13 protein-coding genes and 1 pseudogene are annotated in these 15,985 nt (G+C 71.3%); 7 read left to right on the top strand and 7 right to left on the bottom strand.

Annotation, left to right across the window (positions count from 1 at the left end):
• Nucleotides 1-130 precede the first annotated feature (130 nt).
• Complete coding sequence (locus MBSD_RS12635) at nucleotides 131-1,732, top strand: peptide chain release factor 3 (RefSeq protein ID WP_062537662.1); 1,602 nt, start codon at nucleotides 131-133, stop codon at nucleotides 1,730-1,732.
• 6 nt (nucleotides 1,733-1,738) lie between these two features.
• Here MBSD_RS12635 and MBSD_RS12630 read toward each other — a convergent pair whose 3' ends face one another.
• From MBSD_RS12630 to MBSD_RS12620, 3 genes are read right to left on the bottom strand one after another with little or no spacing between them, the layout of a single operon-like run.
• The gene (locus MBSD_RS12630) at nucleotides 1,739-2,248 is read right to left on the bottom strand and encodes a hotdog fold domain-containing protein (protein WP_062537661.1); all 510 of its coding nucleotides are present in this window, start codon (nucleotides 2,246-2,248) and stop codon (nucleotides 1,739-1,741) included.
• 6 nt (nucleotides 2,249-2,254) lie between these two features.
• Nucleotides 2,255-4,723, bottom strand: a complete 2,469-nt coding sequence (locus tag MBSD_RS12625) for an acyl-CoA dehydrogenase (protein WP_062537660.1) — start codon at nucleotides 4,721-4,723, stop codon at nucleotides 2,255-2,257.
• Between the two features lie 5 nt (nucleotides 4,724-4,728).
• Complete coding sequence (locus MBSD_RS12620; RefSeq protein ID WP_062537659.1) at nucleotides 4,729-5,616, bottom strand: alpha/beta fold hydrolase; 888 nt, start codon at nucleotides 5,614-5,616, stop codon at nucleotides 4,729-4,731.
• 139 nt (nucleotides 5,617-5,755) lie between these two features.
• Here MBSD_RS12620 and MBSD_RS12615 point away from each other — a divergent pair, with 139 nt between their 5' ends.
• From MBSD_RS12615 to MBSD_RS12605, 3 genes are all read left to right on the top strand, one after another.
• On the top strand, nucleotides 5,756-6,334 hold the full coding sequence (locus MBSD_RS12615; protein ID WP_062537658.1) for a TetR/AcrR family transcriptional regulator: 579 nt from the start codon (nucleotides 5,756-5,758) through the stop codon (nucleotides 6,332-6,334).
• An 82-nt stretch (nucleotides 6,335-6,416) separates the two neighbouring features.
• Nucleotides 6,417-8,201 (top strand): phosphoenolpyruvate carboxykinase (GTP), encoded by a 1,785-nt coding sequence (locus tag MBSD_RS12610; protein WP_062537657.1) that lies wholly within the window; start codon nucleotides 6,417-6,419, stop codon nucleotides 8,199-8,201.
• A 67-nt stretch (nucleotides 8,202-8,268) separates the two neighbouring features.
• The gene (locus MBSD_RS12605) at nucleotides 8,269-9,216 is read left to right on the top strand and encodes a histone deacetylase family protein (RefSeq protein WP_062537656.1); all 948 of its coding nucleotides are present in this window, start codon (nucleotides 8,269-8,271) and stop codon (nucleotides 9,214-9,216) included.
• Here MBSD_RS12605 and MBSD_RS12600 read toward each other — a convergent pair.
• Nucleotides 9,180-10,829, bottom strand: a complete 1,650-nt coding sequence (locus MBSD_RS12600) for a tetratricopeptide repeat-containing sulfotransferase family protein (RefSeq protein WP_148667886.1) — start codon at nucleotides 10,827-10,829, stop codon at nucleotides 9,180-9,182. The genes MBSD_RS12605 and MBSD_RS12600 overlap by 37 nt on opposite strands.
• 180 nt (nucleotides 10,830-11,009) lie before the next feature.
• Here MBSD_RS12600 and MBSD_RS12595 point away from each other — a divergent pair, with 180 nt between their 5' ends.
• From MBSD_RS12595 to MBSD_RS12585, 3 genes are read left to right on the top strand one after another with little or no spacing between them, the layout of a single operon-like run.
• Nucleotides 11,010-11,561, top strand: a complete 552-nt coding sequence (locus tag MBSD_RS12595) for an RNA polymerase sigma factor (RefSeq protein WP_062537654.1) — start codon at nucleotides 11,010-11,012, stop codon at nucleotides 11,559-11,561.
• On the top strand, nucleotides 11,558-11,971 hold the full coding sequence (locus tag MBSD_RS12590) for a hypothetical protein (protein WP_062537653.1): 414 nt from the start codon (nucleotides 11,558-11,560) through the stop codon (nucleotides 11,969-11,971). The genes MBSD_RS12595 and MBSD_RS12590 overlap by 4 nt, the downstream gene beginning before the upstream one ends.
• 14 nt (nucleotides 11,972-11,985) lie before the next feature.
• A complete protein-coding gene (locus tag MBSD_RS12585; RefSeq protein ID WP_082306661.1) occupies nucleotides 11,986-12,897 on the top strand; it encodes a DUF4097 family beta strand repeat-containing protein in 912 nt (303 codons plus the stop codon).
• 13 nt (nucleotides 12,898-12,910) lie between these two features.
• Here MBSD_RS12585 and MBSD_RS12580 read toward each other — a convergent pair whose 3' ends face one another.
• From MBSD_RS12580 to MBSD_RS15530, 3 genes and pseudogenes are all read right to left on the bottom strand, one after another.
• Nucleotides 12,911-13,495 (bottom strand): 2OG-Fe(II) oxygenase, encoded by a 585-nt coding sequence (locus MBSD_RS12580; RefSeq protein WP_062537652.1) that lies wholly within the window; start codon nucleotides 13,493-13,495, stop codon nucleotides 12,911-12,913.
• Between the two features lie 22 nt (nucleotides 13,496-13,517).
• On the bottom strand, nucleotides 13,518-15,347 hold the full coding sequence (locus tag MBSD_RS12575; RefSeq protein ID WP_062537651.1) for a tetratricopeptide repeat-containing sulfotransferase family protein: 1,830 nt from the start codon (nucleotides 15,345-15,347) through the stop codon (nucleotides 13,518-13,520).
• A gap of 107 nt (nucleotides 15,348-15,454) precedes the next feature.
• Nucleotides 15,455-15,985, bottom strand: a pseudogene (locus MBSD_RS15530) (TonB-dependent receptor); the annotation flags it as partial.

The following is a 15,985-nucleotide window of genomic DNA, read 5'->3' as shown; positions in this document are numbered from 1 at the left end:
CATGCCGGCAATGACAGGCACGCTGCCGTCTCGCCCCGTCCCCAGAGCCCCCTACCACCGCCCCGCTCCCTGCTCCCCGCTCCACCCGCCTTCCGCGCTATCATGGCGAGCTTTACCCACGGTTCCGGCCATGTCCGAGCACCTCAACGAAACCCGGCGTCGCCGTACCTTCGCCATCATCAGCCACCCGGACGCGGGCAAGACCACGCTGACCGAGAAGCTGCTGCTGTTCGGCGGCGCGATCCAGTTGGCCGGCTCGGTGAAGGGCCGCAAGGCGGCGCGCCACGCCACCTCCGACTGGATGGCGCTGGAGAAGGAGCGCGGCATCTCGGTCACTTCGTCGGTGATGCAGTTCCCCTACGAGGGCAAGATCGTCAACCTGCTCGACACGCCCGGCCACGCCGACTTCGGCGAGGACACCTACCGCGTGCTGACCGCGGTCGACTCCGCGCTGATGGTGATCGACTGCGCCAAGGGCGTGGAGGAGCGCACGATCAAGCTGATGGAGGTGTGCCGGCTGCGCGACACGCCGATCATGACCTTCATCAACAAGCTCGACCGCGAGGGCCGCTCGCCGATCGAGCTGCTGGACGAAGTGGAGCGCGTGCTGAAGATCCAGTGCGCGCCGGTCACCTGGCCGATCGGCATGGGCGCGCGCCTGAAGGGCGTGTACCACCTGCTGCTCGACGAGGTGCACATCTACGAGGCCGGCCGCAACTTCACGCGCCAGGACTCGACGATCTTCAAGGGCCTGGACGCGCCCGGCCTGGCCGAGCGCATCGGCGCCGAGGCGCTGGCCGAATTGCGCGAGGAGCTGGAGCTGGTGCAGGGCGCCTCGCATCCGTTCGATGCGCAGGCCTATCTCGCCGGCCGGCAGACGCCCGTGTTCTTCGGCTCGGCGGTGAACAACTTCGGCGTGCAACTGTTGCTGGACTTCTTCGTCGAGCACGCGCCGGCGCCGAAGCCGCGCGCCACCACCACGCGCGAGGTGCGGCCGGAGGAAGAGAAGCTGACCGGCTTCGTCTTCAAGATCCAGGCCAACATGGATCCGCAGCACCGCGACCGCGTGGCGTTCATGCGCATCTGCTCGGGCCGCTACAGCCCGGGCATGAAGGCGCTGCAGGTGCGCACCGCCAAGGAGGTGAAGCTGGCCAACGCGCTCACCTTCATGGCCTCCGACCGCGAGATCGTCGACACCGCCTATCCGGGCGACGTGATCGGCCTGCACAACCACGGCACCATCTCGATCGGCGACACCTTCACCGAGGGCGAGCCGCTCAGCTTCACCGGCATCCCCAACTTCGCGCCCGAGCTGTTCCGCCGCGCGCGCCTGCGCGATCCGTTGAAGATGAAGCAGCTGGCCAAGGGCCTGGCGCAGCTGTCCGAGGAAGGAGCCACGCAGTTCTTCCGCCCGCTGATGTCCAACGACCTGATCCTCGGCGCGGTCGGCATGCTGCAGTTCGACGTGGTCGCCTACCGCCTGAAGGACGAATACGGCGTCGACTGTGCGTTCGAGCAGGTCGGCGTGGTCACCGCGCGCTGGATCCGCTGCGCGGACGCGAAGAAGTTCGAGGAGTTCCGCGACAAGAACGCGATGAACCTGGCGCTGGATGCCGCCGGCGAGCTGGTCTATCTCGCGCCGTCGCGGGTCAACCTGCAGCTCGCCGAGGAACGCTGGCCGCAGGTGACGTTCGCGGCCACGCGCGAGCACGCCGCCGCGATCGACGCCTGAGCATCGCTAACCGCCCAGGCGCGGCCGCGGGCTGACCCACATGGCGATGCGCGCGTGCAACACGGCCGTACCGGCGGGATCGACCACCACCACCTCGACCGGCAGGGTGTAACCCTCCGCGGCGACGCGCGGCGGCTCGGCGAACGTCGCCGTCGCGCGCATGCGTCCGCGCGCCTTGGCCAGGTACTCGACGCTCATGCCCCTGGGGATCCAGCGCATGGCCGCCGGCAAGCCGGCCTCGGCCAGCAGCCCCGCGGCCAGTTCCGCCATCGCGCACAGGGCGATGGCGTGCACGGTGCCGAGGTGGTTGTGCACGGCGCGGCGGTCGCGGATCGTCACTTCGCAGACGTCCGCCCGCAGCCGCTCGATGCGCGGCGCGATGCCGGCGAAGTACGGCGAGCGCAGGCAGACCCGCCGGCTGAACAGCCAGAGGCCGCCCGGCCAGCGCCGCAGCGCGCGGTAGCGGCGCAGCAGCGGCGGAGCGCCCTGCCGCGCCGCGATCGGGGCCGCCGCCATGCCGGCTCAGGCCACCGAGCGCAGCGCCGCCCCGGGCCCGCGCCGCACCGCCGCCGCCAGCTCCTTCGGATCGAAGTCGTCGACGGCGATGAACTCCGCGCTCATCCGGCGCACGCGCGCCAGCAGCTCGCGCTCCCCGGCGTCGATCTCGCCGAGCCGTTCCGCTTCGGCGAGCTGCTCGAAGTAGTCGTGCGCCTCGATCGCGCCGGACTTCAGCGCCTTGAGGAACTTGCGCTCGACCGGCTCGGCGGCGATCGCCTCCGGCAACAGCGCGTTCATGCGCCCGACCTCGTTGTTGGGCGCCGGCGTCAGGTAGGCCCATTCGACCAGGCGGTCGCGCGCCTCGTTCGGCGCGGTCAGCAGCGCGGCGACGCGGCGGCCGAGGCGGTCGGACGCCGGCACCTCGCGGCGGCCGAACGGGAACACCAGCGCGCGCAGCAGCCACGCCACCGGGCGCACCGGGAAGTTGCGCAGCACGCCGTCCAGCGCCATCTGCATGCGCCACACGCACTCGTGGAAGGCCCAGGCCAGCAGCGGGCGGTCGGCCTCGGGGCGGCCCTGGTCCTCGTAGCGCTTCAGCATCGCGCTGGCGATGTAGAGATAGCTCAACACGTCGCCGAGGCGCGCGGAGATCTTCTCCTTGAACTTCAGCTTGCCGCCGAGCACGCCCATCGCCACGTCGGCGGTCAGCGCCAGCGCGGCGGAGTAGCGGTTGAGCTTGCGGTAGTAGCGGCGCGTGTAGGCATCGCCCGGCGCCTTGCCGATCTTCGCGTGCGTCAGCCCCAGCACCAGCGCGCGCACGGCGTTGCCGAAGCCGAAGCCCAGGTGCCGGAACAGCACGCGGTCGAACGCCGCCAGGCGCTCGCGCGGATCGGCGATCCGCACCGCCTGCATTTCCTGCAGCACGTACGGATGGCAGCGCACCGCGCCTTGGCCGAAGATCATCAGGCTGCGCGTCATGATGTTGGCGCCCTCGACGGTGATCGAGATCGGCGCGCCCTGCCAGCTGCGGCCCAGGTAGTTCTTCGGACCGAGCACGATGCCCTTGCCGCCGTGCACGTCCATCGCGTCCTGCACCACCTCGCGGCCGAGCTGGGTGGCGTGGTACTTGCCGATCGCCGAGGTCACCGCCGGTTTCTCGCCGCGGTCGACGGCGGCGGCGGTGGCGCGCGACAGCGCGCTGATCGCGTAGGTCCAGCCGCCGATGCGCGCCAGCGCTTCCTCCACGCCCTCGAAGCGGCCGATCGCCAGGCCGAACTGCTTGCGGATGCGCGCGTAGGCGCCGGTGGCCGCGGCCGCCGTGCGCACGAAGCCGGTGGCGTTCGACGGCAGCGAGATCGCACGGCCCACCGACAGGCACTCGACCAGCATGCGCCAACCGTGGCCGGCCATCGCCGGCCCGCCGATCAGCTGCGAGAGCGGCACGAACACGTCCCTGCCGCGCACCGGGCCGTTCTGGAACGGCACGTTCAGCGGCAGGTGGCGGCGGCCGATCTCCAACCCCGGCGTCTCGCGCGGCAGCAGCGCCAGCGTGATGCCGAGGTCGTCCTTGCCGCCGAGCAGGCGTTCCGGGTCGTACATGCGGAACGCCAGGCCGACCACGGTCGCCACCGGCGCCAGCGTGATGTAGCGCTTGTCGAAGGTGAGGCGCACGCCCAGCACCTCCTCGCCCTTCCAGCGCCCCTTGCAGACGATGCCGAAGTCGGGAATCGAGGTGGCGTCGGAGCCGGCGAACGGGCCGGTCAACGCGAAGCACGGGATCTCGCGGCCGTCGGCGAGGCGCGGCAGGTAGTGCTCCTTCTGCGCGTCGGTGCCGTAGTGCAGCAGCAACTCGGCCGGGCCCAGCGAGTTCGGCACGGCCACCGTCGAGGCGACGGTGGCGGAGATGCTGGCCAACTTCTGCAGCACCGCCGAATGCGCCAGCGCGGAGAACTCCAGGCCGCCGTAACGCTTCGGGATGATCATGCCGAAGAACTTGTGCGCCTTGAGGTAATCCCAGACCTCGGGCGGCAGGTCGGCCAGCTCGTGGGTGATCTGCCAGTCGTCGATCATGCGGCAGAGTTCCTCGGCCGGGCCGTCGAGGAAGGCCTGCTCTTCCGCGCTGAGCTCGGGCTTCGGCTCGGCCAGCAGCTTCGACCAATCCGGACGCCCGGCGAACAGCTCGCCCTCGAAGCCGATGGTGCCGGCCTCGAGCGCGGCCTTCTCGGTGTCGGACAGCGGCGGCAGCACGCGCTCGAACACGCGCAGCAGCGGCGCGCTGAAGACGGCGCGGCGGAAGCCGGTCAGGTTGAGCGGCAGCGCGATCAGCGCGAACGCCGCGGCGACGCTCCAGAAGCCGGCGTGGAAGCCGGCGAGCAGGCCGGCGGCGGCGATGGCCGCCGCGGTCGTCGACGTCCAGGTGCGCAGCCTGGCGCGGCGATAGGCGCAGACGAACGTGGCCAGCAACGCCGCGAGCAAGGGAAACCATGGGGCCATGACAGTCACCTCGTGGACGGATCGCCCGCGTCCAGCGCGCGGACGAAGGCTTCGATCTCGCGCGTGAACGCGTCGTTGGCGTCCCCGGCGAGCATGTGGGTGGCGCGCGGCAGCTCGACGTGCCGCGCGTGCGGCACCAGCGCGAGGAATTCGCGCACGGTGTCGGCGGAAACGACGTCGCTGCGCCCGCCGGACAGCAGCAGGGTCGGCAGCTCGACGCGACGCGCCGCTGCCAGCAGGCGCGGCTGGTAGCGCTCGCCCTCCTCGGCGATCGGGCCGAGCATCGCCGGGTCCCAGTGCCAGCGCAGGCGGCCGTCGTCGCCGGCGCGCAGCAGCGGCCGCAACCGCGCCTCGCTCTTGCGCTTGCCGCGATGCGGCAGGTAGGCGGCGATCGCGGCGGCGGCCTCGGCGAAATCGGCGAAGCCGTGCGGATGCGCGCGCATGAAACCGAGGATGCGCTCGACGCCGGCGGACTCCCAGCGCGGCGTGATGTCGACCAGCACCAGCGCGCGGAAGGGCGTCGGCCGCCGCTCGCCGGCCAGCGCCAGGCCGAGCAGGCCGCCCATCGAGGCGCCGACCAGCACCGGCGGCCGCGGCAACGCCGCGGCCAGCCCGGCCAGGTCGTCGATGAACTGCTCGAGGTGGTAACCGCCGTCGGCGACGCGCGCGCTGTCGCCATGGCCGCGCGCGTCGAAGCTGACGCAGCGGTAGCCGGCGGCGGCCAGCGCCGCCGCGGCGGCGGTCCAGGCGTGGCGGGTCTGGCCGAAGCCGTGCGCGAACAGCACGGGCGCGGCCTCGCGCGGGCCGCGGTCGTCGACCGCCAGCCAGGCGCCGTCCGCCGCCGGATGGCGCCAATGCAGGACTTCGGACGGCGAGCGGGCTACCGCGACCATACGATCGAGTATGTGGCGTCTTTCGACGCCAAGTCAATACGCAAAAGTATGGACGCTATCTCATTGTCGCGATGCCGTTTTCCGGCGGGACCGCAAAATTTCGCGTTGCAAGCCCGGGACGAATCGCTACCATGGCTCCATGGAAGCCGCCACCAAGCAAGAACGTTCGCGTCTCTCCGCCGACGACTGGGAACTGGGCGCGCTGGACCTGATCGCCGAACAGGGCGTCAACGCGCTCGCCGTGGAGGCGCTGGCGCGGCGGCTCGGCGTCACCAAGGGCAGCTTCTACTGGCATTTCCGCACGCGCGAGGCGCTGCTGAAGGCCGCGCTGGAGCGCTGGGAGCGCGACGACGACCGCGCGCTGGTCGCGCAGGTCGATCCGATCCCCGATCCGCGCGAACGCCTGCGCGAACTGTTCCGCCGCGTCGCGCGCGAAGTGCAGCCGCACCGCATCTACGCCGCGCTGCTGAAGGCGCTGGACCATCCGCAGGTGCTGCCGCTGATGGCGCGCGTCTCGCAGCGGCGCATGGACTTCCTCGCCCTCGCCTATCGCCAGACCGGCATGGACCGCGTCACCGCGCTGAACCGCGCGCGGCTCGCCTACGCCGCCTACGTCGGCTTCCTGCAGCTGAACCTGACGCTGGGCCTGCCCAAGTTGAGCCACGAGGAATTCGACGCCTACGTGGCCCATGTGATCGCCACGCTGATCCCGTCCTGAGGTCCGCTGCGCTGCGGTTGCATTGCCCCCGAGGCGGGGCTAACGTCGCTTTTTTCTTCACTTCCGCGGGGCCCGAGGGACCATGACGAGCAAGCTGGAATCGCTGAACCGATGGGTGGACGAGGTCGCACGCCTGACCCGCCCCGACCGCGTGCACTGGTGCGACGGCTCCGACGCCGAGTACGCGGCGCTGGTCGAGCTGATGCAGGCCAACGGCACGCTGCTGGCGCTGAACCAGACCACCCACCCGCGCTGCTACCTGCACCGTTCCAACCCCTCGGACGTGGCCCGCGTCGAGCACCTCACCTTCGTCTGCACGCGCGAACGCGAGGACGCCGGCCCGAACAACCACTGGATGGCGCCGGCCGAGGCGCACGCCAAGATGGACGCGCTGTTCGACGGCTGCATGCACGGACGCACGCTGTACGTGGTGCCCTACTGCATGGGACCGATCGACTCGCCGCTCGCCCGCTGCGGCGTGGAGATCACCGACAGCCCGTACGTCGTCGCCAACATGCGCATGATGACGCGCATGGGCGCGGCGGCGCTGGCGCGCATCGAACGCGACGGCAGCTTCGTCAAGGGCCTGCACTCCACCGGCGAACTCGATCCCGAGCGCCGCTTCATCATGCACTTCCCCGAGGAGCTGACCATCAAGTCGTACGGCTCCGGCTACGGCGGCAACGCCCTGCTCGGCAAGAAATGCCACGCGCTGCGCATCGCCAGCTGGCAGGCGCGCACGGAAGGTTGGCTGGCCGAGCACATGCTGATCGTCGGCATCGAGAACCCGCAGGGCGAGACGCACTACGTCGCCGCCGCGTTCCCGTCGGCCTGCGGCAAGACCAACCTGGCGATGCTGATTCCGCCGGAGGGGTACCGCCGCGACGGCTGGAAGGTGTGGACGGTCGGCGACGACATCTGCTGGATGAAGCCGGGCGCGGACGGCCGCCTGTGGGCGATCAACCCCGAGGCCGGCTTCTTCGGCGTCGCCCCCGGCACCAGCACGCGCACCAATCCGAACGCGATGGCGATGCTGCACCACGACACCCTGTTCACCAACGTCGCGCTGACCGCCGACAACCAACCGTGGTGGGAAGGCATCGGCGACGGCCAGCCGGCGGTCGACTGGCAGGGCCGCTCCTACGACCCCGCCAACGGCCCGGCGGCGCATCCGAACGCGCGCTTCACCGTACGCATCAACCAGTGCCCGAGCTGGTCGGTGCATGCCGAGGACCCGCAGGGCGTGCCGCTGTCCGCGATCATGTTCGGCGGCCGCCGCGAGTCGCTGGTGCCGCTGGTGTTCGAGGCGCGCGACTGGGCGCACGGCGTGCTGGTCGGCGCGGCGATGGCCTCCGAGACCACCGCGGCGGCGACCGGCAAGGTCGGCGTGGTGCGCCGCGATCCGATGGCGATGAAGCCGTTCTGCGGCTACAACTTCGCCGACTACTTCGCGCACTGGCTGTCGTTCGACAAGCCGGGCGCGAAGCTGCCGAAGATCTTCCACGTCAACTGGTTCCGCAAGGGCGCCGACGGCAAATTCCTCTGGCCGGGCTACGGCGACAACCTGCGCGTGATCGAGTGGATGCTGAAGCGCGTGGCCGGCGCGGTCGGCGGCAACGAGACCGCGATCGGCATCCTGCCGAAGCGCGAGGAGCTGAACCTCGCCGGCCTCGACCTGTCGGCGCAGGCGGTCGACGCGCTGCTCGGCGTCGACATCGAAGGCTGGCGTGCGGAGTTGACGGCGATCGGTGAGTACCTCGACGGCTACGGCGCGCGCATGCCGGCCCGGCTGAAGGCCGAGCAGCAGCGCGTCGCCGCCGCGCTGGCCGGCGGCGAGGCCCCCGCCAAGGCCGCCGCGCGCGCCTGACGCCGCGGCGGCATCGCGTCGCTACACTCGCGGGCCGGCGCCGCGCCGTCCCGCGCCGTTCTTCTTCGTGAAAGCGTTCTACTGCCACCATTTCGTGCTGCCGCTGCCCGCCGGCCATCGCTTTCCGATGGCCAAGTACCGGCGGCTGTACGAGCGCGTCGTCGCGCACGCCGACGCGCTCGGCATCGAACTGCGCGAGCCGGTGGCCGCCGACGACGCCGCGCTGCTGCGCGCGCACACCGCCGACTATCTGGCCCGGCTCGCCGCCGGCACGCTCACCGCCACCGAGCAGCGCCGTCTCGGCTTCCCATGGTCGCCGGCGATGGTCGAACGCGCGCGCCGCTCGGTCGGCGGCACCATGGCCGCGCTGGAGACCGCGCTGCGCGGCGAGCGCGTCGCGGTCAACCTGGCCGGCGGCACCCACCATGCGCACGCCGACCACGGCCGCGGCTACTGCGTGTTCAACGACGCCGTGGTCGCCGCCCGCCACGCGCAGGCGCTCGGCCTGGCGCGGCGCGTGCTGATCGTCGACCTCGACGTGCACCAGGGCAACGGCACCGCGGCGCTGGTGCGCGGCGATCCCTCGATCTTCGCCTTCTCCATGCACGACGCGCGCAACTATCCGGCGCTGAAGGAGCCGGGCGACCTCGACGTCGCCGTGCCCGAAGGCTGCGACGACCGCCGCTACCTCGACCTGCTGGCGCGGCACTTGCCCGAGGCGATCGCGCGGGCCGAGGCCGACGCCGCGATCTACCTCGCCGGCGCCGACCCCTACGCCGGCGACACGCTCGGCCGCATGTTGCTCAGCAAGGCCGGTCTGCGCCAGCGCGACCGCTACGTGCTCGACACGCTGGCGCGCGCCGCCCTGCCCTGCGCGATCGCCATGGCCGGCGGTTACGCCGAGGACGTCGAGGACATCGCCGACATCCATTTCGGCACGGTGTGCGAGGCCGCCCGTCGCTGGGCGGCGCACGCGCCTCAGTCGGGGAACGCCGCGGCCAGTTCGGGCAGGTAGGGCGCGTAGTGCCGCCAGCGGCCGATCGAGCCCTGGTGCACCGGCTGCCGCGCCTGCCACAGGCTGGCGCTGGCGATCGCCGCGCCTTCCGGCGCCGGCGCGGCGAGCAGGTCGAAAGGCGGCAGGCCGATGAACGCGCCGAGCGCGTCCAAGGTTGCCTGCGGCTGCGCGGCGAGATGCTCGTAGTCGAGCACGTGGATGGCCAGCGGCAACGTGCGCCGCCAGTGCGCCATCAGCCGCTCGCAGTCGGCGGCGACCGCGGCGATGTCGGCGAAGTCGCCGGCGAAGCCGTACTCGGGATTGCCGAACATCTGCGACCAGATCGACAGCGCCGTGTCGCGGCGATTGCGCCGGCAATACACCACCCGCGCCTGCGGGAACAGCGCGGCGACGCTGTCGAGGTAGCGGAAGTTCAGCGGATCCTTGTCGACGTACCAGCGGGCCGGCGCGTCGTCCTGACGCAGGTGCGCGAGGTACAGCTCCGCCGCCTCGCGCAGCACGGCGGGGTCTTCCTCGCGCCCGCTCTGCCGCAGCCGGTTGGCGACGTAGCCCAGCACCGGCAGCTCGCCGCGGTTGCGCACGTGCGGATGGCGCCCCAGCAATTCCGCCACCAGGGTCGTGCCCGTGCGCGGCAGGCCGACCACGAACACCGGCGCGCAGCCGCTTGCCACCGATGCGGTCACGCGCGGCGCCGGCGCCGCCAATCGCGCGGCGATGGCGGCGCGCCAGCTTTCGCGCGACCACGGCGAAACGCTGCGGGCGAGCGCGTTGGCCTCGCGCAGCAGCGCCGCCGCGCGCGCGTAGTCGCCGACGTCGTCGTACGCCTTGGCCAGGCCGAACAGCAGCGACGCGCGCGCCCGCGGGCCCAACCGCGGATCGCCGCGCCAGGCCTCGAAGCGGGCGAAGTCGGGGTGCTGCGGGTCGCGGTAACGCTGCGCGCGCGCCAGTGCCTCGGGCACCTGCCACTCGTTGAAATCGACGCCCTGCGCGATGGCCTCGAGCAGCCGCGCGCGCGCCTGCTCGAAGCGCCCCAGGGCGAGGGCAAGATTGCCGGCCAGGGCGAGCAGGCGCGCATCGCGCTCGCCGCGCGCGAGCGCGTCCTCGCACAAGGCCAGCGCCCGCGCCTCGCGCTGGCACTGCTTCATGAACAGCGCGCATTCCAGCAGCACGGCGAGACCGGCATCCGGCCCGCATGCCGCTTCCAGCACCGCCACCGCGGCGTCGAGCCGTCCGCGATTGCGCAGCTGGCGGGCCAGCGCCAGGGCTGCGGGATGACGCTCAGGGTCCTCGGCGAGCACGCGCCGCAGCGTGGCCTCGGCCTCGCCGGCGGCGCCGGCCTGCCAAAGCGCCTCGCCGAGCGCCACGCGCAGCGCCGGTTGCGCCGCCAGCGTCGCGGGCGCCGTGCGCAGCAACGCCACCGCGATCTCCGCGGCGCCTTGGGCGGCAAGCTGCCGCGCGCAGGCCACCCACGCCGCCGCAGGCGCCGACAGCAGATCCGTCCGCAGCGCCTCCAGCCCGGCCTGTGCGCCCCTCAGGGCCGCGATTTCGCGGAATCGTCCGACCGCCGCGTCGGCGGCGGCGCGATCCTCGGCGATGGGGAGGGTGGGATCCATGCGGAATTCCGCGCTGGCTGCGCTCGGTTCGAGGGTGCGGGCCGACAGCGACATGCGCGTCGCCGATGCGATCGATCATAACGTACCGGCCGCCGTGGCCGCGGCGGCTTAAACCGTCATCGCCGGATGCGCATCCAAACTGGCAAGATGGACGGTGCCTGCCCTGCCCGCGTGACGCCCATGCAGCCAGCGCTCCGCACGGAGCCCGCGGACGCCGCACTCGCCCGCGCCGCCGCCCGCGGCGACGTGCGTGCGTTCGAGACGCTCTACCGCCGCCACGTCGGCCGCGTGCACGGCGCGCTGCTGCGCCTGGTCGGCTACGACCACGGACGCGCCGAGGAGCTGGTGCAGGAGGCGTTCGTGCGCGCCTGGCAGAAACTGGACGGCTTCCGCCACGAGAGCGCGTTCGGCACCTGGCTGTACCGCCTGGCGGTGAACGTCGCGCTGATGGACCTGCGCGCGCAGCGCAGCGATCCGGTCGACACGGCGGGCGGCAGCGAAGACCTGCCGGAGCAGCCGCAGCAGCCGTTCTGCCCGGTCGAGCGCGCCGAGCTGGAGCGCGCGATCGGCACGCTGCCGCCGCGGGCGCGCGCGGTGCTGGTGCTGCACGACGTCGAAGGCTGGAAACACGAGGAGATCGCCGCCGAGCTGGGCATGGCGGTCGGCTCCTCGAAAGCGCAATTGCACCGCGCGCGCGGTCTGCTGAGGCGCGCGCTGGGAGGTACGACATGAACGAGCTCGCATGGCTGAAGCAGGCCCGCGCGCTGAACGCGCCGGTCGAACCCGGCCGCGACCTGTGGCCGGACATCGCCGCGCGCATCGCCGCGCCGGCGCCGCGCCGCCGGCGTTCGCCGCGCCTGCTGCTGGCCGCGGCCAGCGCGGCCGTGGCGCTGGTGGTCGGCGGCATCAGCGCGCGCCTGCTGCTCGAGGCCGCGGCGGACGCGCCCGCGGTGGGGCGGGAGGCGCGCTGGAACCCGCACGACCCGCGCCTCGCCGGCGCCGCCATCGAGCTGGATGCGGCGCGCTACGAATTGCGGCAGGCCCTGGACGAATCGCCCAAGGCCGCCTTCCTGCACCGATTGATCGACCGCACCGAGCGCCAGCAGGCCCGCCTGCGGCAGCTCGAACACCGCGCCGGCTGACGAGGAGACCTCCGATGAAACCGCTCACCCTTCTGGCTTTGGCGCTCGCCCTCGGCGGTCACGCCGCGGCGACGCTCGCCGCCGGCACGCCGATCAACGAGCTGCGCGACGTCGCTGCCGATGCCCGCATCAGCATCAGCAACGTCAAGGGCGAAGTGAAAGTCACGGCCTGGGACCGCAACCAGGTGCAGATCACCGGCACGCTCGGCGAGGGCGCCAGGCGCCTGGCCGTCGAAGGCGACGCCCACGACCTGCGCATCAAGGTGGAGGGGCCCGAGAAATCCGGCTGGTTCAGTTGGGGCAGCGACAGCCGCATGGGGCCGACCGACCTCGACGTGCACGTGCCGCGCGGCGTCGCGCTCGCCGTCGACGTGGTCAGCGCGCCGGTCAGCGTCAGCGGCCTCGCCGGCGGCAAGGTCGACGTCAACACGGTCAGCGGCCGCGTGCGGCTGGATGCGCGCAGCCCGGAAATCAGCGTCGACAGCGTCAGCGGCGACGTCGAGCTCGGCGCGCCGGTGCGCAAGGCAAACGTGGAAACGGTCAGCGGCAACGTGGTCATCCCGTCGGTGAGCGAATCCGCCGACGTGCAGACGGTGTCGGGCGGCATTCGCGTCAATGGCGGGCCGCTGCGCAAGGGCCAGGCCAGCACGGTGTCCGGCGACATCGTGCTCGGCGTCCGCCTCGCCGCCGACGCCAACCTGCACGTGGAAACGATGAGCGGCGACGTGCGCCTGAACCTGCCGGCGGACCTGTCCGCGCAGCTCAGCGCCGAGACCTTCAGCGGCAACCTGCAGAGCGACTTCGGCAGCGCCGAACGGCCCGAGCACGGCCCGGGCACGCATCTCGACGCCCGCATCGGCGCCGGCGCCGGCCGCGTGACGGTGGAGACCTTCAGCGGCGACATCCACATCCGCAAGGGCGACTGAGCACCGCCCCGGATCAGCGCCCCGGCGACGACGCCGGGAACATCAGATAGGTCGAGAGGATGTACTTGTCGTTCGAGCGCGGCGGCAGGCCGGCGTGCTGGTACATCCAGTACGGCGGAAACACCAGCAGGCGGCCGGTGCGGGCCTCCACCTTGAGGTCGAGGTCGCAAAACTCCGTCTCGCCGCCTTCAGCGACGTCGTTCAGGTACCACAGGAACACCAGATAGCGGCTCGCAACTTCGTTGATCGAGTCGAAGTGCGGTTGGAACCATTCGCCCTTGCCGACGGCGTAGCGCTTCATGCGCAGCGGCGCCAGCAGGGTCGAGCCCGGCACCGGCAGGGTCAGGCCGAGGTGGGCGTTGTAGCGCGCCAGATAGCGATCGATCTGGTCGTAGAAGAAGCCGCGGAACGCCTCGTCCGCCAGCGGCGTGATGTCGAGTTCGGTCCAGGCGCTGTCCTTGAGCCCCGGCCGCCAGCCGCGCGTGCGCTCGATCTGCTGCTGGCGCGTCTGCTGGAACGCCGCGATCAGCTGGCTACAGAACGCCGGCGTCAGCGCGCCGTCGTACCACTGCACGTAGTCCTGCAGGCGGTCGCGCATCGGCGGCCTCGCCGTGGTCGGCTCAGGGTTCATAGCCCCAGTGCTCCATGATCGGCGCCAGGATCGGCAGCACCGGTTCCAGATAACGCTGGTAGCGGTGCCAGCGACCCACCGCGCGCTTGTTCACCGGCTCGACGACCTGCGAGTAGCTGGGCGTGCTGATGAAGCCCTTGGCGCGCGCGTGCTGGTGGAAATTGCGCAGCGGCGACGCGTCCTCGAGCTCGAGGAACCGGCCGAGCCGATCGACGTGGCCGTCGAAATCGTCGAGCATCGCCTCGTAGCGCAGCTCCATGATGTCGGGCTTGAGCAGCGCGGCGTGATGCAGCCAGAACTGCATCGCGTTGACGTAGCCTCGCGCCAGCCGCTCCAGCGAGGAGCAGAGCACGGCGAACGAGGGTGCGCGGAAACTCTGCATGTAGCAACTCACCAGCACGTCGCACGGATGGCGCAGCGCGAGGATGATCTTCGCGTTGGGGTACAGCCGGTTGATCAGCGGCAGCCGCAGCATGTTCAGCGGGTTCTTGTCCACCAGCCGCTGACCGGGCTTGAGCTGCACCACGCCGCCGACCAGTTGCATGTAGGCCTGGCGCAGCTGCGCGCACTGCGCGTCATCCAACTCGCCGAGTTGGTCCGGGTAGGCTAGGCCGTACCAGTCGCGCAGACGCTCGACCACGCCCTGCAGGAACGCGCGCTCGTCCATCGCCTGCAGTGCGGGATGGGCGTCCAGCATCTGCTCGAGCATGGTCGTGCCGGAGCGCGGAAATCCGACCACGAACACCGGCGATTCCGCCGTCGGCGGCGCCGATACCGGCCGCCAGCCGGCGCGCTGTTGCGCGCTCACCCACAGCGTCGAGGTCTTCAGCGGCTGCACGTCCGGAGCCAGCAGCTCCGGCACCAATTGCGCCGCCGTCTCCATCTGGCTGGCGTGCGCCTTGGCCAGCGCCTGCATGGCGGCGTCGACATCGCCCTGTTTGTCGCAGACGTGCGCGAGGCCGAAATAGAGGTTGCTGCGTTGGCGCTCCGGCTGCGGCACGGCGATCAGCTGCTCGTAGAGCCGGCGCGCGGTCGGCAGGTCGCGTTCGCGCATGGCCATCGCCGCGCGGGCCGCAACCACTTCGCTGCGCGCTACCAGGTCGATCGACTCGTCGGATTCGGGCAGCCGCGCCAGCAGAGCGCGCGCCTCGTCGAGACGATTGACCCGCTCGCGCAGCAGGATCAGGTTGGCCAGCACGCGCGGCAGTTCCTGCGTGGTCTCCAGCACCGACTCGAACAGCGCCTCGCCTTCGGCGGTCTGGCCGAGTTGGGTGAGCAGCCACGCCAGGTCCACGCGCTGCGCATCGCTCAGGTCCGGCCACATGCGCCAGTCCTCGACCAACCGCTCGGCCGTCGGGTTGTCGCCGCACTCGTAGCACATCATCGCGCCGTACAGGCGCGCCTCGTTGAGTCCGGGATCGGCGTGGCAGGCCTCGAGCAGGTGGCGGCGCGCCAGCGGGTATTCCGCGCGCTCCATGTGCAGCAGTCCCAGGTTGAGGCTGACCACGGCGTCGCCGGGGGCGAGGCTGAGCGCCTGCCGGTACGCGGCGAGCGCTTCGTCCAGCCTGCCTGCCTCGCGCAACGCGGTGCCCAGGTTGCTCCAGTGTTCCTTGGACTGCGGCCGAAGCCCGGTCAGCCGACGGTGGATGTCCGCCGCCTCGCCCGGCCGCTTCTGCATCTGCAGACTGACCCCGAGCAAGGTGAGCATGGCCTCGTCCTGCGGGGCCGTTGCCAGACCGATGCGCGCAAGCTGCTCGGCCTCCTGCAGGCGGCCCTGCTGGAGCAACGTGTAGATTTCGGGGACGGCAACGGCGCTCATTGCGTGGCAGGGTCGGGATGACAGAGACGCCACGTTAGGGCCTGCGGCGGAAAAAGAAAAGCCGCGCGGCTGGCGCCGCGCGGCTCAGGTACGGCAAGAACGCTAGATCAGAACTTGACCGTCACGCGGGCCCAGTAGTAGCGGCCGACCGTGTCGTACGTGTTCACGTCGGTGTTGGCGTTGATCACGTTGTTCTGGTACAGGAACGGCGGCTGCTTGTCGAACGCGTTGTCCACGCCCACGTCGATGCGGGTGTTGATCGGCTCGATGTTGTAGCCCACGCTGAAGTTGTTGTAGGTGTAGGAGCCGATCGGCAGCTCCACGCCCGGGATACCGCCGTCCGCCGACGTACCCTGACGCACGTCGGCATTGCCGACCGCCATCGGGCCGACGTAGCGGATACGCCACGAAGCATCCCACGGACCCAGGTTCCAGTTGATGCCGGCCAGCGCACGCCAACGCGCGTAGTTGCCGTAGTCGCGGTTGTAATGGCCGGCCACGTGCACGACCAGATCGCCCGGGGTACCCGGCGCCGTGTCGTTGTCGTACTGGGCGATGTAGGTGCTGTCGAAGGTCAGCGCGAAGTTGCCGAAACGGGTCTCCGGCAGGCGGTACTTGAAGCCGAAGTCCACGCCGCG

The sequence above is a fragment of the Mizugakiibacter sediminis genome, from assembly GCF_000953855.2.
Taxonomy (GTDB): Bacteria; Pseudomonadota; Gammaproteobacteria; order Xanthomonadales; family Rhodanobacteraceae; genus Mizugakiibacter; species Mizugakiibacter sediminis.
Note: the sequence above shows the minus strand (reverse complement) of the source record. Positions and strands in the feature narration are given on the sequence as shown.